This window comes from Streptomyces sp. AM 2-1-1, from assembly GCF_029167645.1.
GTDB lineage: Bacteria > Actinomycetota > Actinomycetes > Streptomycetales > Streptomycetaceae > Streptomyces.
Map to the genome: position 1 here is coordinate 3,642,510 of NZ_CP119147.1, position 18,071 is coordinate 3,660,580.

Annotated in this window: 18 protein-coding genes and 1 riboswitch; of the genes, 10 read left to right on the top strand and 8 right to left on the bottom strand. The window is 69.9% G+C overall.

Annotation, left to right across the window (positions count from 1 at the left end):
• The first annotated feature begins 377 nt into the window (after nt 1-377).
• The 3 genes from dnaB (at nt 378) to PZB77_RS15835 (ending at nt 4,313) form a co-directional block, all read left to right on the top strand.
• Nucleotides 378-1,844, top strand: coding sequence for a replicative DNA helicase (dnaB, locus tag PZB77_RS15825; RefSeq protein ID WP_275496080.1), 1,467 nt, complete (start codon nt 378-380; stop codon nt 1,842-1,844).
• A gap of 321 nt (nt 1,845-2,165) precedes the next feature.
• Nucleotides 2,166-2,480 (top strand): hypothetical protein, encoded by a 315-nt coding sequence (locus PZB77_RS15830; protein WP_275493249.1) that lies wholly within the window; start codon nt 2,166-2,168, stop codon nt 2,478-2,480.
• A 450-nt stretch (nt 2,481-2,930) separates the two neighbouring features.
• The gene (locus PZB77_RS15835; RefSeq protein ID WP_275493250.1) at nt 2,931-4,313 is read left to right on the top strand and encodes a serine hydrolase domain-containing protein; all 1,383 of its coding nucleotides are present in this window, start codon (nt 2,931-2,933) and stop codon (nt 4,311-4,313) included.
• 261 nt (nt 4,314-4,574) lie between these two features.
• Here PZB77_RS15835 and PZB77_RS15840 read toward each other — a convergent pair whose 3' ends face one another.
• Nucleotides 4,575-5,027 carry a GNAT family N-acetyltransferase gene (locus PZB77_RS15840; RefSeq protein WP_275493251.1) on the bottom strand — a complete coding sequence of 151 codons (453 nt, stop codon included), beginning with the start codon at nt 5,025-5,027 and terminating at the stop codon, nt 4,575-4,577.
• A gap of 148 nt (nt 5,028-5,175) precedes the next feature.
• A complete protein-coding gene (locus PZB77_RS15845; protein ID WP_275493252.1) occupies nt 5,176-5,637 on the bottom strand; it encodes a MarR family transcriptional regulator in 462 nt (153 codons plus the stop codon).
• A 138-nt stretch (nt 5,638-5,775) separates the two neighbouring features.
• Here PZB77_RS15845 and PZB77_RS15850 point away from each other — a divergent pair, with 138 nt between their 5' ends.
• Entirely contained in the window at nt 5,776-6,996 is a 1,221-nt protein-coding gene (locus PZB77_RS15850; RefSeq protein WP_275493253.1) for an MFS transporter, read from the top strand.
• A gap of 74 nt (nt 6,997-7,070) precedes the next feature.
• On the top strand, nt 7,071-7,499 hold the full coding sequence (locus tag PZB77_RS15855) for a heme-binding protein (RefSeq protein ID WP_275493254.1): 429 nt from the start codon (nt 7,071-7,073) through the stop codon (nt 7,497-7,499).
• 79 nt (nt 7,500-7,578) lie between these two features.
• Here PZB77_RS15855 and PZB77_RS15860 read toward each other — a convergent pair whose 3' ends face one another.
• From PZB77_RS15860 to PZB77_RS15875, 4 genes are all read right to left on the bottom strand, one after another.
• Nucleotides 7,579-8,475: a GNAT family N-acetyltransferase gene (locus PZB77_RS15860; RefSeq protein WP_275493255.1), complete on the bottom strand. Its 897-nt coding sequence runs from the start codon at nt 8,473-8,475 to the stop codon at nt 7,579-7,581.
• A gap of 213 nt (nt 8,476-8,688) precedes the next feature.
• Nucleotides 8,689-9,168 carry an NUDIX hydrolase gene (locus tag PZB77_RS15865; RefSeq protein WP_275493256.1) on the bottom strand — a complete coding sequence of 160 codons (480 nt, stop codon included), beginning with the start codon at nt 9,166-9,168 and terminating at the stop codon, nt 8,689-8,691.
• A 283-nt stretch (nt 9,169-9,451) separates the two neighbouring features.
• Nucleotides 9,452-10,576, bottom strand: coding sequence for a cystathionine gamma-lyase (locus tag PZB77_RS15870; protein ID WP_275493257.1), 1,125 nt, complete (start codon nt 10,574-10,576; stop codon nt 9,452-9,454).
• Between the two features lie 83 nt (nt 10,577-10,659).
• Complete coding sequence (locus PZB77_RS15875) at nt 10,660-11,037, bottom strand: phage holin family protein (protein ID WP_275493258.1); 378 nt, start codon at nt 11,035-11,037, stop codon at nt 10,660-10,662.
• An 80-nt stretch (nt 11,038-11,117) separates the two neighbouring features.
• Here PZB77_RS15875 and PZB77_RS15880 point away from each other — a divergent pair, with 80 nt between their 5' ends.
• The 4 genes from PZB77_RS15880 to PZB77_RS15895 all read left to right on the top strand — a co-directional run bounded on the left by PZB77_RS15880 (nt 11,118) and on the right by PZB77_RS15895 (nt 13,621).
• Nucleotides 11,118-11,435, top strand: coding sequence for a cupin domain-containing protein (locus tag PZB77_RS15880; protein WP_275493259.1), 318 nt, complete (start codon nt 11,118-11,120; stop codon nt 11,433-11,435).
• Nucleotides 11,436-11,787: 352 nt separating this feature from the next.
• Entirely contained in the window at nt 11,788-12,009 is a 222-nt protein-coding gene (locus PZB77_RS15885) for a DUF5326 family protein (RefSeq protein ID WP_275493260.1), read from the top strand.
• Nucleotides 12,010-12,311: 302 nt separating this feature from the next.
• On the top strand, nt 12,312-13,082 hold the full coding sequence (locus PZB77_RS15890; protein ID WP_327270630.1) for a helix-turn-helix domain-containing protein: 771 nt from the start codon (nt 12,312-12,314) through the stop codon (nt 13,080-13,082).
• Nucleotides 13,083-13,183: 101 nt separating this feature from the next.
• Nucleotides 13,184-13,621: an SsgA family sporulation/cell division regulator gene (locus PZB77_RS15895; RefSeq protein ID WP_275493261.1), complete on the top strand. Its 438-nt coding sequence runs from the start codon at nt 13,184-13,186 to the stop codon at nt 13,619-13,621.
• 37 nt (nt 13,622-13,658) lie between these two features.
• On the opposite strand, the gene PZB77_RS15900 is transcribed toward PZB77_RS15895, so the two are convergent.
• On the bottom strand, nt 13,659-14,990 hold the full coding sequence (locus PZB77_RS15900; protein WP_275493262.1) for a YibE/F family protein: 1,332 nt from the start codon (nt 14,988-14,990) through the stop codon (nt 13,659-13,661).
• 71 nt (nt 14,991-15,061) lie between these two features.
• Nucleotides 15,062-15,193: riboswitch (TPP riboswitch) on the top strand.
• Here PZB77_RS15900 and thiC point away from each other — a divergent pair.
• Nucleotides 15,186-16,982 (top strand): phosphomethylpyrimidine synthase ThiC, encoded by a 1,797-nt coding sequence (thiC, locus tag PZB77_RS15905; protein WP_275493263.1) that lies wholly within the window; start codon nt 15,186-15,188, stop codon nt 16,980-16,982. Its footprint overlaps the riboswitch before it by 8 nt.
• 138 nt (nt 16,983-17,120) lie before the next feature.
• On the opposite strand, the gene PZB77_RS15910 is transcribed toward thiC, so the two are convergent.
• Nucleotides 17,121-18,023: a hypothetical protein gene (locus PZB77_RS15910; RefSeq protein ID WP_275493264.1), complete on the bottom strand. Its 903-nt coding sequence runs from the start codon at nt 18,021-18,023 to the stop codon at nt 17,121-17,123.
• Nucleotides 18,024-18,071 lie beyond the last annotated feature (48 nt).

The window sequence follows — 18,071 nt, forward strand, 5'->3', positions numbered from 1 at the left end:
CTTGCGAGAAGCGGAAAAGTTTTTCTCCCCCACAGTCAGTGGACAGAAGAACACCAGGTCAGAGCGGTGAGTATGCAGATCCTATGAGTTTGTCCACAGTACTGTCCCCCGGTCCGTGCACAGGATCGGCGGACTTCTCCACAGCATCTGGTCGGTCGTCCACATGGCCTGTGGATAACTGGATTGGCTGACGGTGCGGGGCGGCCTACCGTGGACCGTCGCCCCGCCTCCGACCGTGCCGGCGAACGCGCTCACATCGAAGCGCCGGAAGCGGAGTCGGGTGTCCTGTTTGTCGGTGCCGTGCCGTAAGAAAGAGTGGCATGGCTAGGTCCGCGAAGCGGACGGGAGGAGGTGGCCCGGTGAGCATTCCCGAGCCTTTGGACGAGCCCTGGGCCGACGTCGGTCCCAGCGACCGTCTGCCTGTTTCCCGACAGCGCCGCGGTGACCGCGGTGACCGCGGTGGACGGGACGACCAGCACGACCGGGGCCGGGACAACGGCTGGGACGGCGGTGCTCCGAGCTTCGAACGGGTACCCCCGCAGGACTTGGACGCCGAGCAGTCGGTGCTGGGCGGCATGCTGCTCTCCAAGGACGCCATCGCCGAGGTCGTGGAGGTCATCAAGGGTCATGACTTCTACCGTCCCGCCCACGAGACCGTCTTCACGGCGATCCTCGATCTCTACGCCAAGGGCGAGCCGGCCGACCCGATCACGGTCGCCGCTGAGCTGGTCCGGCGCGGCGAGATCACCAAGGTCGGTGGCGCTCCGTATCTCCACACCCTCGTCCAGTCGGTGCCGACGGCGGCGAACGCCTCGTACTACGCCGAGATCGTCCATGAGCGAGCCGTGCTGCGTCGCCTGGTCGAGGCGGGTACGAAGATCACACAGATGGGATACGCGGCCGACGGGGACGTCGACGAGATCGTCAACTCCGCCCAGGCCGAGATCTACGCCGTCACCGAGCAGCGCACCAGCGAGGACTACCTGCCGCTCGGCGACATCATGGAGGGGGCCCTCGACGAGATCGAGGCGATCGGCTCCCGCAGCGGGGAGATGACGGGTGTACCCACGGGCTTCACCGACCTCGACGCGCTGACGAACGGTCTCCACCCGGGCCAGATGATCGTCATCGCGGCCCGCCCCGCCATGGGCAAGTCCACCCTGGCCCTGGACTTCGCGCGTGCCTGCTCGATCAAGGGCAATCTGCCGAGCGTGATCTTCTCGCTGGAAATGGGGCGGAACGAGATTGCGATGCGTCTCCTGTCCGCCGAGGCGCGGGTGGCGCTCCACCACATGCGCTCGGGCACGATGACGGACGAGGACTGGACGCGGCTGGCCCGGCGGATGCCGGACGTGTCGGCGGCTCCGCTGTACATCGACGACTCCCCGAACCTCTCCATGATGGAGATCCGGGCGAAGTGCCGTCGGCTGAAGCAGCGCAACGACCTCAAACTGGTGGTCATCGACTACCTCCAGCTGATGCAGTCCGGCGGGGCGAAGCGCGCGGAGAGCCGCCAGCAAGAGGTGTCGGACATGTCGCGAAACCTCAAGCTTCTCGCCAAGGAGCTGGAGCTCCCGGTCATCGCGCTCTCCCAGCTGAACCGCGGGCCCGAGCAGCGTACGGACAAGAAGCCGATGGTCTCCGACCTCCGTGAGTCCGGCTCCATCGAGCAGGACGCCGACATGGTCATCCTGCTGCACCGCGAGGACGCGTACGAGAAGGAGTCGCCCCGCGCCGGTGAGGCGGACCTGATCGTCGCCAAGCACCGCAACGGTCCCACCGCCACGATCACGGTGGCGTTCCAGGGCCACTACTCCCGCTTCGTGGACATGGCGCAGACCTGAGCCGACTCGTGCGGGGCCTCACCTCTCGCACCCTTGTCCCGGATCAACCGGATCAACCGGATCAACCGGATCAACCGGGTCGACCGAGAGCTCGGCGGGCCGCTGTCGGCCAGAGCCGAACGCGGCTGGCCCATGACGCTGCTCCCCACCGTGCCCCGGCCAGGGTCTCAAGGGATCAGCCCGTCCCGAGCACCGGATGCACGATCCCCCTGCCGCTTCCCGGTTCGCTCCCACCTCCCCGTCGGACGGTCAGCCTCGGCGAGGATGAAGGGTGTCGCACTCCAGCGAAGACCATCCGTACACCCCCGCCATCATGGGCTCATGAAGACATGGATGCGCTGCTACTGGGACGAGGAAGACACCTGGTTCTACTTCGAAGTCGACGCCGACGGCTGGGTGATCCGGCAAGTCGAACTCGAAGGGCCTGAGCTGACGCCGATCGCGGCTGCCTCCCTCACCGAGTGGCAGCGGGCCTACGACGCAGGCCGCCTCGACGACTACGGCAGCGAGTTCGGGATCACAGCCGAGAGCCCCGTCTCAGCATGGGAAGGCCACGACCCCGAACAACTCACCTCCCAGGAGTTCGAGGAGGTCTGGGGGTCTGCGCGTCGCCGGATCGCCTCCCGGTCCGCCTGACCTCTCGGCTCCGCGGTATCCCCTTGGCCTCATCGCGACACTTTCCAAGCCGTCCGCACCGTTCAGCTCCTGGACCTGGGCCTGACTTGGGCCAGGAGGCCGCACCGCACGCTCTCAGCCGGCGCCTGGTCGCCCGACTCCGGACGGGGGCGGCTGGACGTCGGTCTCTCCGGTGCAGGTCCACGAGACGATCGCGTCATGGCGGAGAACGGGCTGATGTCCGGCCCCGGAGTCATGGCCCCTCCGTCCAGGAGGAGAGCGCGGATCCTGCTCCGCACAGGCCGACAACACCCGCGCCGAGGCTCGCCTCCCTCATGAGGTTCTGAGCGCCGCTCTCACCGCTGTCGCCCGGGGCGACCACGCCTCCGCGTGGTGGCAGAGGGCGGGCAGGGGAGCGGGGCACACTTATGGACTCGCCATACGGTCGGTGTTTCGGTATTCCTACACCTCATGACCTCATGGAGTGAAGAACTGTTGCCGGCCACGTGCCGGGCCCTGCTGCACCGCACGGCCACCGCACAGGTGGAGGGAAGGACCCCCTCGCTGGTGGCCGGGGTGCTCCGACAGGGGCGGATCGGCTGGAGCGGGGGCCGGAGCTGCGTCGACGGGCATGAGCCGGACAGCGACACCCAGTACAGGATCGGCTCGATCACCAAGACCTTCACCGCCGTGCTGGTACTCCGGCTGAGGGAAGAAGGGCTAATTGATCTCGACGACCAGGTCGAAAAGCACCTGCCGGACTCCGGAGTCGGAGGGGTGAGCATTCGTCAGCTCCTCGGCCACGGTGCCGGGATCACCGCTGAGACGCCTTCCCCGTGGTGGGAGCGGACTCCCGGCGACTCACGGCCGGATCTGGCCGCCGTCCTCGGTGAACGGCCCTTCCGGCATCCTGCCGGAGTACGCCACCACTACTCGAACCCCGGCTACACCGTGCTCGGTTCCCTCGTCGAGGCCGTGCGCGGGGTCTCCTGGGAGGAGGCGCTCCGGAAGGAGATCCTGGAGCCCTTGGGGATGGGGCGGACGAGTGTGCGGCCCGAGGCGCCGCATGCGGGAGGGTGGGCCGTACACCCCTGGGCGGACGTGATGCTGCCGGAGCCCAGCCATGATCTGGGGCTGATGGCGCCTGCCGGACAGCTCTGGTCGACCGTGGGGGACCTGCTCGTTTTCGCCGGTTTCCTGGCGCGGGGGGACGAGCGGGTCCTGAGCGCCGCCGTGGTACGCGAGATGCGTGTCCCCTCGGTGCCGGTCGAGAGCGGTGACTGGGCGAACACCTACGGAACAGGGCTTCAGATCGTCCACAGGGACGGGCGCACGCTCTTCGGGCACGCCGGCTCGCTGCCCGGCTTCCTGGCCTGTCTCTGGGTGTGCGCGGAGGACGACGTGGCCGCAGTGGTTCTGGCCAACGCGACGTCCGGTCCGCCCATCACCGAGGTGGCCCAGGACCTCGTACGGATCGTCGCCGAGGCCGAGCCTCGCATCCCGGAGCCCTGGCGCCCCCTCACCGAGGTCGATCAGGAGCTGCTGGCTCTGACCGGCCTCTGGTACTGGGGAACCCAGCGATACGGTGTGAGGCTGCTCGCGGACCGCGATCTCGAGCTGGCACCGCTGCTGGGAACGGGCCGGGGTGCCACCTTCCGGGCGGAGCGGGACGGCAGTTGGACCGGGTTGAGCGGTTACCACGCGGGGGAGTCGTTGCGGATCGTGCGGAACCCCGACGGATCGGTGGCCCATCTCGACCTCGGCTCCTTCGTCTTCACCCGTGAACCCTATGACCCCGCGGCGGACATCCCCGGAGGCGTAGACGCCGACGGCTGGCGCGGGCTCTCCCTCTGACCAAGGCGGCCAAGGCGGCCAAGGCGGCCAAGGCGGCCAAGGCGGCCAAGGCGGCCAAGGCGGCCAGGGCGGCCAGGGCGGCCAATGCGAGCGGGGCGAACCCGATGGCCGACCCGGCTACGGCTCGAACGTGTTTCACGTGGAACGGGGAGGCGCGGTCCGATGAGACGCCCTGCTGGGTGTGCGGCGAGCGGTCGCACCGTAGGGGGTGAACCCTCGGCCGCGGGCGGCTCTCCGCAGTGTTCGTGGCGGACCTGCGCGTCAGAGCATGAGCTTGAAGCCCACATGACTGGGGGTGAAGCCGAGGCGCTCGTAGAAGCGGTGGGCGTCGGTGCGGGTGGCGTCAGAGGTCAGCTGGACCAACTGGCACTCCTGGCGGCGGGATTCGTCCACGGCCCACTGGATCAACCGCGTCCCCAGGCCGCTGCCGCGCTCCTCCCCGTGCACGCGGACCCCTTCGATGACGGAACGGGTGGCGCCGCGCCGCGACAGTCCGGGGACGATGGTGAGCTGGGCCGTACCCACGATCCGGTCTCCGCGGACGGCGACCATCAGATACTGGTTCGGATCGTCCGAGAGGCGCTGGTAGGCCTTCTCGTACGGGGAGAGGTCGTCGGGCGACTCGCGTCCCGCGCCCAGGGGGTCGTCGGCGAGCATCGCGACGATGGCCGGGAGGTCGGCCGGCGAAGCGGGCCGTATCAGCAGTTCTCTCATGATCGGCACCCTACGCAGCGGGCACTGCGAAGGGCGCCGCACCCTCTGCGGGGGGCACTGCGTGGGGCGTCGCCCCCTCGGCGGGGGGCGCGGTGAGGGGCGCCGTTTCCCGTCCACGCGAGCTTCGGCGCAGTCGGCCCGGCCTCGCTCACACCGTGGCCTTGAGCCCTTCGACCGTCCTGACGAGCGGCTCCAGCTCGGGATGGTCGGCCGCCGCTTCGTCGAGGGCGGCGCGGAGGGCGGCGTCGTTGGTGGGGCGGGCCTCGGCGAGCAGAGCGAGGCCCGCTTCGGTCACGTCGGTGTAGATGCCCCGTCGGTCCGTGTCGCAGAGGTACCGGGTGAGCAACCCACGGTCCTCCAGGCGGGTCACCAGGCGCGTGGTGGCGCTCTGACTCAGCACGACCGCATCCGCCACCTGCTTCATCTGGAGGTGGCCACCGGTGCCGTGGTGCTGCCGGCTCAACACGTCCAGCAGGGAGTACTCCCTGACGCTCAGGTCGTGACCGGTCTGCAGGGCCCGCTCGATATGCGCCTCGATCTTCCCGTGCAGCAGGGAAAGAGCACACCAGCCCTGTGACAGGGCGGTCAGGGCGGGGTCCGTGGCGGTCATCGTCTCTCCTCCGTGCTGGAGCTGCTTGGTTCCAGGATAGGCGACTCCTGCAATAGCCCGCGTTTGCAATTAGTCAGCGTCTGCAATTATTGTCAACGCTTGTAAAACGCAGACGCAACTTTCAGGAGAGGTCTACTCATGCCGCTGGCGCTTCTCGCCCTCGCCATCGGGGCTTTCGGGATCGGGACCACCGAGTTCGTGATCATGGGGTTGCTCCCCGAGGTGGCCGCGGACTTCCAGGTGTCCATCCCGGCCGCGGGCTTCCTGGTCACGGGATACGCGCTCGGCGTGGTCGTCGGCGCTCCGCTCATGTCACTGCTGGGCACACGGATCAGCCGCAAACGGATGTTGATGCTGCTGATGGGCCTCTTCATCATGGGCAACGTGGTCTCGGCCCTGGCTCCCGTCTTCGGCGTCATGATCGTCGGAAGGGTGATCGCCTCGCTCGCCCACGGCGCCTTCTTCGGCATCGGATCGGTCGTCGCGGCCGACCTGGTGGCGCCCGAGAAGAAGGCCGGAGCCATCGCCCTCATGTTCACCGGGCTGACGGTCGCCAACGTCGTGGGCGTTCCGCTGGGTACCTACATCGGTCAGACCGCGGGATGGCGGGTGACCTTCTTCGTCGTCGCCGCCCTCGGAGTGCTCGGCCTGCTCGGCGTGGCGAAGCTCGTACCGGAGCAGTCCCGCCCCGACGGCGTGCGACTCCGCCACGAACTCGCGGCCTTCCGGAACGTGCAGGTGCTGCTCGCCATGGCGATGACGGTGCTGGGCTTCGGCGGGGTCTTCGCCGCGATCACCTACATCACTCCGATGATGACCGGGGTCGCCGGATTCGCGCCGTCCTCGGTCACCTGGCTGCTGGTCCTCTTCGGGGCCGGCATGGTGGTCGGCAATCTGCTGGGCGGGAAGTTCGCCGACCGGCACCTCATGCCCATGCTCTTCGTCACGCTCGGGGCGCTCGCGGTCGTGCTGGCCCTGTTCACGGTGACCGCGCACAACAAAGTCGCCGCCGCCGTCACCATCGTCCTCATCGGAGCTCTGGGGTTCGCCACGGTGCCGCCGCTGCAGAAACGCGTACTGGACCAGGCATCAGGTGCTCCGACGCTCGCCTCCGCCGTCAACATCGGCGCCTTCAACCTGGGCAACGCACTCTCCGCCTGGCTCGGCGGCATGGTGATCGCGGCCGGCTTCAGCTACACCGCGCCCAACTGGGTCGGCGCGGCCCTCGCGGGAGCCGCCCTGATTCTCGCCCTCGTCTCCAGCCTGCTGGAGCGCCGGCAGGCGGAGGAGAACCGGACCGCCCCCGCCCCCGCCCGCGTCCCCGAGCCGGCCGGCGCATCCGCCGCGGCCGGTTCCTGAACTTTCCTTCACCCCCACGGGCGGTTCCGCGACCGCCCGCCCCCACCGCATCAACGATCACGTTGGAGAACACCATGAGCACGCCCACCCGCACCGCGGTCGCCCCGCTCACCGTCGACGACGCCGAGTCCCTGATCGAGGCGGCCCGCACCGCCGCCGAGGCAGCGGGTGTCGCCGCCGCCGTCACCGTGCTGGACGCGGGCGGCCACCTGCTCGCCTTCCGCCGGGACGACCGCGCCGTTCTCATCGCGGGGGAGACCAGTACCCGCAAGGCCTACACCGCCCTGCAGCTGAACTCCCCCACGGCCGACCTCGTGGACGCCGTCCAGCCCGGCGGACTCTTCCACTCGCTGCCGACCGCGCTCGATCGCCCGTTGCTCTTCATCGCGGGTGGCGTGCCGGTGCACCGCGACGGTCGGCTGATCGGCGCTGTCGGCGTCGGCGGCGGTGCCCCCGCTCAGGACCACCGGTTCGCCACGGGCGCCGTGGCCTCGCTGGTCTGACGGTTTCGACCCATGTGCGGAGGCCGACGAGTCCGCAGTGCATCCGTCGACCCGGCAGCCTCGGGGAGCGGCTGCCGGGTCAGCCCGTCGCCACCGTCAGCGGTGCGAACCTGCGGCTCCAGTCGCCGGGCAGGTCGGTACGGCCCCGGACCATCACGGCCGTACGGGATACGGCCGTGAGCCCGTGCTCGGCGAGCCAGCCGCGCAACTCGGTGTGGCGGGTGTCGATCTCCGTCCGCAGCGGGAGGCTCGTCTCCGAGGCGAGCGAAGCCACCAGTGCCTTCGCGGTGGCCGTGTCCGAGGCCACGAGCGGACCGATCACATGGCTCCCGTCGCTGGGCCAGAGCGCCGCGAACCCCATCAGTTCACCGGCCCGTTCGGCGATGCGGAAGTGGTCCGAGAAAGCGGGCAGGCGGGCGAGCATCCGGGTCCGCTCGACACCGAAGACGGCCGTGTCGAGCGTCAGGAGCGCCGGCAGGTCCCGGGCCGTCGCCGCACGCGTCGTGGTCGCGGACGAGCCGCGCGTCCCTCCGTCGGCCTCCCCCTGGACGTGGCCCGGCAGAAACCGCCCGACCGACCTCTCCACGCTCCCCACGACGGTGAAACCGAGCCCTTCGTAGAGCGGTCGGCCCTGGTCCGTCGCGAAGAGGGTCAGCGGGACGTGGCCGTGCTCATCCAGGGCATGGAGCAGCAGACGGCGGCCCATGCCCTGGCGTGCGAACCGTTGCGCGACCAGCATCATGCCGAGCGCCGCGTGCACGGGCTCGTACGACGTCACCACACAGGCGGCGGCCAAGCCCTTGCCGCTGGGATCGTCGATGCCGTACGTCGTACCCGCCCCGAGGAGGAGACCCCACCGGTGCTCGTCCCGGGGCCAGCCCCGGTCCTCGCTGAGGTCCGAACAGGCGACAAGGTCGCCCCGGCCGAGGCGCCGGATGGGCAGGTCATCGGCGAGGCCGTGTCGCGTGGGGGGCATGGCAGTCAGGCTGGCGGACGCCGGGGCGGCCCGTCCACCTCCTTCTCCCTTCCTTCGCCAAGGTTTTCCACGAAGGATTCCCTCACGTGTCCCCCCAGATGGCCTTTCCGGCCCGTCCGGGGGCGGAAGATCCTGATGCCGGGGCGCCCAACCGTCCGTGGCATCGCGGTCGGGGCCGCGTGTTTCACGTGAAACGGCCGCGCGTATCCGACATCAGCTCAGGTCAAGCGCGAGCATCGCCCGTACGCCTTCGATGTTGCCGTCCAGGTAGTGGCGGAGGGAGAGCGGCACCAGGTGGACGGCGGCGATGCCGACCCGGCTGAAGGGGACCCGGACGATCTCGTACTCCCCGCAGGGGTTTTCGATCTCGGGGCCGTGGCGCTTCGACGGGTCCATCGACTCCAGTCGGCAGACGAAGAAGTGCTGGACCTTCACTCCCGCCGCCCCGCCGTCCGCGATGTGTTCGACGGTGTCGACGAAGCAGGGCACCACGTCGAAGATCTTGGCACCCAGCTCCTCGTCGATCTCACGGTGCAGGGCGTCGACGACGGTGGCGTCCTCGGGCTCGACCCCGCCGCCGGGTGTCACCCAGTAGGGGTCGACACCCGGCTTCGTCCGCTTGATCAGGATGAGGTGGTCGCCGTCGAGCAGGAGGGCGCGTGCGGTGCGCTTGACCACAGGGCGTTCGGTCATGGCAAGAGCGTGGCCCGCGGGCTCTCTTCTGAAACTCCCGGCGGGCCGATACCCGGATGACGGACATCGGTACCGACCGCGTGATGGCTTCCCGTTCGCCCCCGTCCGTGCGATCCGGGAAGACGGCGCACAGGTCGGCGCCCCGCAACCGCCCACCCGCTCACGTGGCTCCCCGCGGTGGAGGGGCTCCGGCGGCACGGGGCACCCCCGTGCGACCGGAGCGCGGCCGGCCTCGGGCACCCCCCGTGCGACCGGAGCACGGCCGGCCTCGGGCGGCCCGGCTTCAGCGGGTGGCGGCGTCCAGCGCCTGTGCCACGTCGGCGAGCAGGTCCTCCGGGTCCTCGGCCCCGACCGAGAAGCGGACGAAGCCCTCGGACACCGCGTCGCCGCCCCAGCGGCCGCGCCGTTCGGCGGTGGACCGCAGGCCTCCGAAGCTCGTGGCGTCGTCGACCAGGCGCAGGGCCTCCAGGAAGCGCTCCGCGGTCTGCCGGTCCGCCAGCTCGAACGACACCACCGAGCCGAAGCGCCGCATCTGCCGTACGGCGACGGGGTACGACGGGTCGGACGGGAGCCCCGGGTAGCGCAGCCCGGTGACCTCGGACCGCTCGACGAGCGCCTCCGCGAGCGTGAGCGCGGTGGAGCACTGCCGCTCGATGCGCAACTGGAGCGTGGCGAGCGACCGGTGGGCGAGCCAGGCTTCCATCGGGCCGGGGATGGCGCCGACCACCTTGCGCCAGCGGCGCACCCCGGCGGCCAGGTCGGTGTCGCGGCAGGTCACGTGACCGAGCAGGATGTCGCCGTGTCCGGTCATGCCCTTGGTGTCGCTGGCCACCGAGAAGTCGGCGCCCAGGTCCAGCGGCCGCTGGCCGATCGGTGTGGCGAGGGTGTTGTCGACGGCCACCAGGGTGCCGCCGGCGTGCGCCGCCTCGACCAGTCGCCGGATGTCGCAGACGTCCAGGCCCGGGTTGGAGGGCGTCTCGATCCAGAGCAGCTTGGCACCTTCGAGGGCGGTCAGCTGGCCGTCGCCGCCGGTGGGGGCGGTGCGGACCTCCACGCCGTACGCCTCCAGCTGCTCCCGTACCAGCGGCAGCGCCTGGTATCCGTCGGTCGGCAGGACGACGATGTCGCCCGCGCGCGCCTGGGAGAAGAGGACCGCCGAGATCGCGGCCATGCCGGAAGCGAAGACGGTCGTCACGACCTCCTCCCCCGGCGCTTCCAGCTCGCCGATGGCCTTCTCCAGGTGGGTCCACGTCGGGTTGGTCTCCCGGCCGTAGGTGTACGGACCGACCGGTTCTCCCGAGAGGTGGAAGTGGGCGGCGAAGACGGGTCCCGGGAGGGTGGGTTCGTACTGCTGCGGCTCGGGGAGACCCGCCCGTACCGCTCTCGTTCCGTCGCCGATGCTGCTCATGCTGCGCTCCTCGCTTCCTTCCCGGGCTGTCGCCGGTGCTGCCTGCACCTTCTCAGCACGTGCGCGGTGGCCGTCGGGGTGTCTCAGTCCTCGTCCGGGAGGACGACGTGCAGGGCCCAGGAGACGACCGAGATGATCAGACCACCCAGCACGGCGGTCCAGAAGCCCTCGACATGGAAGCTGAGGTCGGCCGCACCCGCCAGCCACGACGTCAGTTTCAGCATGAGGGCGTTGACGACCAGGGTGATCAGACCCAGGGTGAGGACGAAGAGCGGCAGCGTGAGGAGCTGGACGACCGGCTTGACGAGGAAGTTGACCAGTCCGAAGAGCAGAGCGACCAGCAGGAGGGTGAGTATCTCGCGGCCGGTGGTGCCACCGGTCAGCGTGATGTCCCCCAGCAGCCAGATGGCCACCGCCAGAGCGCCTGCGTTGGCGGTCGTCTTGACGACGAAGTTCTTCATGTGTCTGATCGTGGCAGACACGGATGACGGGGTACACCGACCGTACGGAACCCAGGACGAGCACGAGGGGCGCACCGCACATGAAGGCATTCAGGCTCGACGAACTGGAAGCGGAACGGGCCGCCAACGACGGGGCCTATCTGCAGTTCCTGCGCGAGCGGAACATGTCCGTGGGTCTGTACGCGCTCGACGCCGGCGCGCTCGATCCGCAGCGTCCGCACGGTCAGGACGAGGTCTACCTCGTCGTCAGCGGACGTGCGTCGATCACCGTCGGGATGGAGACGACCCAGGTGGCCCGGGGGAGCGTCGTGTACGTACCGGCCGGGGTGGCCCACAAGTTCCACCACATCACCGAGGACCTGCGGGTCATGGTGGTCTTCTCCCCGCCGGAGGCCTGACCGGGCGGGGCCGGACCCGCCGACCCCCGCGACCCGCTGCGCCGTCGCCCGGCCGCCGGCCTGATCCGCGGGGTCGCCGTGTCACCGGCGGCCCGCCGTGCCTCGACTGAGCCGTGAGCCGTGAGCCGTGAGCCCTGTGCCCTGTGCCCTGTGCCCGGGTTCTGCCCCGAGGGCGGGCCCCGTTCCGAAGGGGAGACCCTAGGGGATCGATCAGGGGAGTACGGGGGATGCGGACCGTCTCCAGAGCCCGGGGCCGCTCTAGCATCGGTGTCGGGAACCGGGAAGCCGGGGACCGGGAACCGGGAATCCCCCGGCTCGGCGGGACTGGGTCACGAGAGACGAGGTAAGGACGATGGCGGTCCGGGAGATGTTCGCGGGTATGCCCTGGTGGGTGAAGTGGATCGCGGTGCCGGTGATCGCGATCGCGGTGTTCGGCGGACTGATCGCCAGCGTGGTCACCTTCGTGGTGACCCTGCTCTTCAAGGTGCTGCTCTTCGTCGTCCTCGTCGGCGGACTGATCTTCGTCGTACGCAGGTTCCTCTCGTCGTCCTCGGACTCCCGGCGCGACTGGTAAGAAGCGGCGTCCGGCCCGGGTCCGGGCACTCCTGTACACGAACGTGCGGCGCACGCACCCACCGTGGTCACGGAGTGTCGCGCGGATTAGCCCGGCAGAGGTAAGCGCGCCCCGAATCCGCCCCGCGCACGGCCCCTGCGGCTACAGTGACGCTTCGCTGCCGCCGCCTGGGAATCAACTGTCCGTCACCATCCTGACCAATGGTTCCGCGACAGCCGACTCCGCGCCCGGGCTCGCGGCACGCCCGTGGGGGCGGCCTCCACGGGAGGGCTGACCGCCCGTCACCATGCCTGGGGGTGACCGTGACCACGGCATCGACCACCGCTGTTCCGACGCTGATCGGTTCGGTCCAGCGGGCCCTGAGACTGCTGGAGGCGGTGGGCGCCCATCAGGACGGCGCTCCCGCCAAGCAGCTCGCGCGGGAGGCGGGGCTGCCCCTGCCGACCACGTACCACCTGCTGCGTACCCTGGCCCATGAGGGCTATCTCCGGCGGGAGAACGGGGTCTTCGTCCTCGGTGCCGCCGCCGAGCGGATGTCCGGCCGGGCGGCGGAGGAGAGCAGGCGCGGAAGACTCAACGACTCGCTCGCCCGGTGGTGCGACGAACTGGGTGCCCCGGTCTACTGCGCCGTGTACCGCGAGGGCGAGATCGAGCTGGTCGCCGTGGCGGACTCCGCCGAGACGCCGGCCGTCGACGAGTGGGCTCCCATCGCCGAGACGGGCCATGCCCATGCGCTGGGTCAGTGCCTGCTCGGACAGCTCGACGAGGACGCACGCGAGGACCATCTGCTCCGCCATCCGGTGCGTCCCCTGACCCGTTACTCAGTGCGAGATCGCCCGGTCTTTCTTGAGCGATTGCGTTCGATGGAACGTATGAAACCTGTCATTGAGCGACAGGAGTACGCACTGGGGACGGTCTGCGCCGCCATCCCCATCACCGCAGGTTCGGCCGTCGCCGCGATGGCCATTTCTCTACCCCTGGATCGGCAGGAGCAGTTGCTCCCCGCAGTCGAACAACTACGGAGTGAAGTGGCGCGGCTCTTGCGTTCGTTCGTGTTCTCTATCAGTATCTGAAAAATCACTCCTTGTGATCTGCTATCGCGTGCACCACGATGGCGTCAATAGGGCCAGGGGGGATCATTCCTGGCCAGATTCATCTACTGCGGGGTTGAACGATGCGCGAGTCGGTTCAAGCAGAGGTCATGATGAGCTTCCTCGTCTCCGAGGAGCTCTCGTTCCGTATTCCGGTGGAGCTCCGGTACGAGGTGGGTGATCCGTACGCGATCAGGATGACCTTCCATCTGCCGGGCGATGCCCCGGTCACCTGGGCTTTCGGCCGTGAGCTCCTGCTCGACGGCCTCAACAGCCCCAGCGGCGACGGTGATGTGCACATCGGGCCCACCGAGCCGGAAGGGCTCTGTGACGTGCACATCCGACTCCAGGTCGGAGCGGACCGGGCTCTGTTCCGGGCCGGCACGGCGCCGCTGGTGGCGTTTCTCGACCGGACGGACAAGTTGGTGCCGCTGGGACAGGAGCACACGCAGGGTGACTTCGACGGGAATCTCGAAGAGGCGCTCGGCAGGATCCTCGCCGAGGAACAGAACGCGGGCTGACACGGTGTCGGCCCGTTAGCTTTTCGGGCATCCGCGCTCACCTCTTGCGGCGGCGCCCCCTCCCGGTCCGTACGGGTGCAGGAGCCTTGGCTTCCGCGCCGAGCCCTGTGCGGTCCGCGGACACCACCAGAGCGGCGAGCACCGTCGTGACGGGCACCGACGCGACGAGTCCGATCGAGCCGACGAGGGTACGGACGATCTCCGCGGCCACCAGCTCGCTGTTGGCGACCGTGCCGACACTGCTCTGCGCGATCGAGAAGAGCAGCAGCAGCGGCAGTGCGGCGCCCGCGTACGCCAGCACCAGGGTGTTGACCACCGACGCGATGTGGTCACGCCCGATCCGGATGCCCGCGCGGTAGAGCCCGCGCGCCCCCATGCTCGGGTCCGCCTGGTGCAGTTCCCAGACCGCCGACGTCTGGGTGACCGTCACGTCGTCGAGGACGCCGAGCGAGCCGATGATCACACCGGCCAGCAGCAGACCACTCATGTCGATGTCGGGGTAGAGGCCGTGGATGAGCCCCGTGTTGTCGTCGGTGTTGCCGGTCAACCCCGCCCAGTCGATGAAGACGGAGCCCAACAGGCCGATCAACACCAGCGAGATCAGGGTGCCGATCACCGCCACCGAGGTGCGCGCGGTGATTCCGTGGCAGGTGTACAGCGCGATGAGCATGATCGCGCTCGCTCCCACCACCGCCACGAGCAGCGGGTTCGACCCCTGCAGGATCGCCGGGAGGATGAAGAGCGTCAGCACGGCGAAGGAGACCGCGAGCGCCACCAGCGCCATCAACCCGCGCAGGCGGCCCACGACGATGACGGCCACGGCGAAGATTCCGGCCAGCAGCGCCATCGGAAGCTTCCGGTCCACGTCGGTGACCGAGTACTGCAGGTCGTGCGGCGCGTCCGGCGCGTATGCCAGGACCACCCCCTGACCCTCGCTCAACTGCCGTGACGCGTCGGGCTGGATGATCTCCGCGAAGGTGCGGCCCTTGTCGTCACCGCTGGTCACCTCGATGGTCGCCTTCTTGCAGTCGCCGGTGTCGCCGGCCGCCGCACCGGGCCCGGAGCCCGTGGAGGTACCCCCCGTGGCGGGTACCTGGGCGGCATTGACGTCCGCACAGTTCACCCGGTCGACCTTCACCACCTGCCCCTGCTCGGTCTGCCGGTCGAAGCCCACACCGGTGTGCTCGTGTGCGGGGGTGCCGCCGGGCCAGAGCACCGCGAGGCCGACGACCACCGCCGCGGCGAAGGGGATCAGCACGCACGCGATGACCTTGCGCAGGTGGGTCGAGACGGGCGCCGCGGGGCCATGACCGTGCGTGTGGGCGTGTGAGTGGTCCGGGGGCTCGGGACGGTCCTGGGAGGTAGTCACGGAGCGATCATCGCAACATCGGGGGAGGCCCCCTGGTCAGCACGGCCGGGCGGGCGCTAGCGTGGTGGCACCTTTGCACACGCGGGAGCTCGGAGCACCGGGCTGAGAGGGCGCTGACCTCGTGATTCCCACGGGACACGCTGCGCCGACCGCCGAACCTGTTACCGGGTAATGCCGGCGTAGGGAGTAGGTCTCATGACCACATCGGACACACGCACGCCTGCCTCCACGACGAACGAGAGCGTCGGGGCGGGTCGGTCCATCGGCTGGCACAAGGGGTACGTCGAGGGCACGCGCCCCGGCCTCCGGGTGCCGGTCCGTCAAGTGCACCTGACCAACGGCAAGGACGTGACGCTCTACGACACGTCCGGTCCGTACACCGATCCCACCGTCACGACCGACGTCCGCCGGGGCCTCGCCCCGGTGCGGGGCGGCTGGATCGAGGACCGGGGCGACACCGAGGAGTACGAGGGACGGCCGGTGCGGCCCGAGGACGACGGCCGCTCCGCCGCCTCGCGCGACGGACTGCGCAACCTCGACGCGGTCTTCCCCGGCGGCGCGCGCCGGCCCCGGCGCAGCCGCGACGGACGGCCCGTCACCCAACTCGCGTACGCCCGGCGGGGGGAGATCACCCCGGAGATGGAGTACGTCGCGATCCGGGAGAACGTCGGCCCCGAGGTCGTGCGGGAGGAGATCGCGGCCGGGCGGGCGGTGCTGCCGGCCAACGTGAACCACCCGGAGATCGAGCCGATGATCATCGGCAAGAGGTTCCTGGTGAAGGTGAACGCCAACATCGGCAACTCGGCCGTGACCTCCTCGATCGAGGAGGAGGTGGACAAGATGACCTGGGCGACGCGATGGGGCGCCGACACGGTCATGGACCTGTCCACCGGCCGCAACATCCACACCACCCGTGAGTGGGTCCTGCGGAACTCCCCCGTGCCCATCGGCACCGTCCCGCTCTACCAGGCCCTCGAGAAGGTCGACGGCCGGGCGGAGGAGCTGACCTGGGAGATCTACAAGGACACCGTGATCGAGCAGGCCGAGCAGGGCGTGGACTACATGACGGTGCACGCCGGCGTGCGCCTGCCGTACGTCCCGCTCACCGCGCGCCGCAAGACCGGCATCGTCTCGCGCGGCGGCTCGATCATGGCGGCCTGGTGCCTGGCGCACCACAAGGAGTCGTTCCTCTACGAGCACTTCGAGGAGCTCTGCGAACTCCTCGCGACGTACGACGTGACGTACTCGCTCGGCGACGGGCTGCGGCCCGGGTCCATCGCGGACGCCAATGACGAGGCCCAGTTCGCCGAACTGCGCACGCTCGGCGAGCTCAACACGATCGCCAAACGGTACGGCGTGCAGACGATGATCGAGGGCCCGGGGCACGTCCCGATGCACAAGATCAAGGAGAACATCGACCTTCAGCAGGAGATCTGCGAGGAGGCGCCGTTCTACACCCTCGGCCCGCTGACCACCGACGTCGCGCCCGCGTACGACCACATCACCTCCGGCATCGGGGCGGCGATGATCGCCTGGTGGGGCACGGCGATGCTCTGTTACGTGACGCCCAAGGAGCACCTGGGGCTGCCCGACCGGGACGACGTGAAGACCGGGGTCATCACCTACAAGATCGCGGCCCATGCGGCGGACCTGGCCAAGGGGCACCCGGGGGCGCAGGACTGGGACGACGCGCTGTCGGACGCCCGGTTCGAGTTCCGGTGGGAGGACCAGTTCAACCTGGCGCTCGACCCGGACACGGCCCGCGCCTTCCACGACGAGACGTTGCCGGCCGAACCGGCGAAGACGGCGCACTTCTGCTCGATGTGCGGACCGAAGTTCTGCTCGATGAAGATCAGCCGCTCCATCACCGAGCAGTTCGCACCGGACCTGGCGCCGTCCGCCTCGGAGGAGGAGATCGAGGCGGGGATGCTGGCGAAGTCGAAGGAGTTCGCCGCGTCCGGCGGCCGGGTCTATCTGCCTCTGGCCGACTGAGCGGCCCCGTGCCCGACCGGTCGGGCACGGGGCTCGGACGGGCGCCCGTACCCGGCCGGCCGGCCCTCGTCGGCCGGGTACGGGCAGCCGCCCCGGGACGGGCAGGGGATCGGCGGCGGTCCCGCGCCGGGGCAGCCGTCACCCCCCGGCGGGTGCGGGGTCGTCCGGGTGCGGGGTGCCGAAGCCCGGACCCTCGTATCCCGGACTGTCGAAGCCAGGACCGCCCTGGGCACCCGGGCTGGTGAAGTCCGGACTGCTGAAGTCGGGGCTGGTGAAGGAGGGGCGGGGGCTCGGGCGCGAGCCGCCCTGGGAGTTCGAGAAGTCCGGGCTGCTGTACCCGATCTTCGGGATGCGGTTCGGTGACTGCCGGGGGGTGCGTGCGGCCGGCGCGGCGGTGGGGTCGTCCAGCGCGTCGCGGAGGAACGGGAGTATGCCGCGTTCCAGCAGGGCGTGCCGCCAGGCTTCCCTGGCGCGGGCGACCTCCTCGGGCATGTCGTCCTCCTCCAGGGCGGAGGCGAGCTCGTCGGAGCTGTTGCGGAGCGCCGTGGTCAGCAGTCCGACGGCGGCCGCGAGGATCGCCACCGCGGTGAGCGCGACGAAGAGCCACCCCGCGGTGACCAGCGGCTTCGCGAGGGCCAGGGACGGGCTCACCGTCCGCAGGAGGTAACCGGTCAGCAGGAAGATCACGGCCGCGGAGCCCGCCAGCAGCGGGGCGAGCACGGTGACCACCGCGCCGACTCCCACCCCTTCACCGGAGCGCTCCGGCGCGGTCCCCGCCTCGTCCGGGTCCTGGTCGGCGTCGCCGGTGGGGACCCGGAGTTCTCCGCGTGCCTTCACGTAGTGCTCGTACTCGGTGGCGGCGGCCGCGGTGATCAGGGCGGTGGCGCTCAACGCCATGGTCCGCAGCTGCTCCCGGTTGAGCCGCTCGCCGACTCCGTCCAGATCCGGCCGCTCGTGCGCGTGGCGCAGTGCGTCGCCGAGGATCCGCTCGTACTCGGGCCTGTCCTCGGCCAGCAGGTGCGGAGCGCTTGTCATCTGCATCCCCCGATGCCCCGTGGCGCCCGACCGACCCGCGCACGGCGGGGCTGC

Coding starts and splice junctions, on each gene's coding strand:
- PZB77_RS15870 (WP_275493257.1), bottom strand. CDS start 10,576: ATGAGCAGCATCGGCGACGGAACGAGAGCGGTACGGGCGGGTCTCCCC.
- PZB77_RS15910 (WP_275493264.1), bottom strand. CDS start 18,023: ATGCAGATGACAAGCGCTCCGCACCTGCTGGCCGAGGACAGGCCCGAG.
- PZB77_RS15855 (WP_275493254.1), top strand. CDS start 7,071: ATGAGCACGCCCACCCGCACCGCGGTCGCCCCGCTCACCGTCGACGAC.
- PZB77_RS15830 (WP_275493249.1), top strand. CDS start 2,166: ATGAAGACATGGATGCGCTGCTACTGGGACGAGGAAGACACCTGGTTC.
- PZB77_RS15840 (WP_275493251.1), bottom strand. CDS start 5,027: ATGAGAGAACTGCTGATACGGCCCGCTTCGCCGGCCGACCTCCCGGCC.
- PZB77_RS15865 (WP_275493256.1), bottom strand. CDS start 9,168: ATGACCGAACGCCCTGTGGTCAAGCGCACCGCACGCGCCCTCCTGCTC.
- PZB77_RS15895 (WP_275493261.1), top strand. CDS start 13,184: ATGCGCGAGTCGGTTCAAGCAGAGGTCATGATGAGCTTCCTCGTCTCC.
- PZB77_RS15850 (WP_275493253.1), top strand. CDS start 5,776: ATGCCGCTGGCGCTTCTCGCCCTCGCCATCGGGGCTTTCGGGATCGGG.
- PZB77_RS15835 (WP_275493250.1), top strand. CDS start 2,931: ATGACCTCATGGAGTGAAGAACTGTTGCCGGCCACGTGCCGGGCCCTG.
- PZB77_RS15860 (WP_275493255.1), bottom strand. CDS start 8,475: ATGCCCCCCACGCGACACGGCCTCGCCGATGACCTGCCCATCCGGCGC.
- PZB77_RS15885 (WP_275493260.1), top strand. CDS start 11,788: ATGGCGGTCCGGGAGATGTTCGCGGGTATGCCCTGGTGGGTGAAGTGG.
- PZB77_RS15845 (WP_275493252.1), bottom strand. CDS start 5,637: ATGACCGCCACGGACCCCGCCCTGACCGCCCTGTCACAGGGCTGGTGT.
- thiC (WP_275493263.1), top strand. CDS start 15,186: ATGACCACATCGGACACACGCACGCCTGCCTCCACGACGAACGAGAGC.
- PZB77_RS15880 (WP_275493259.1), top strand. CDS start 11,118: ATGAAGGCATTCAGGCTCGACGAACTGGAAGCGGAACGGGCCGCCAAC.
- PZB77_RS15875 (WP_275493258.1), bottom strand. CDS start 11,037: ATGAAGAACTTCGTCGTCAAGACGACCGCCAACGCAGGCGCTCTGGCG.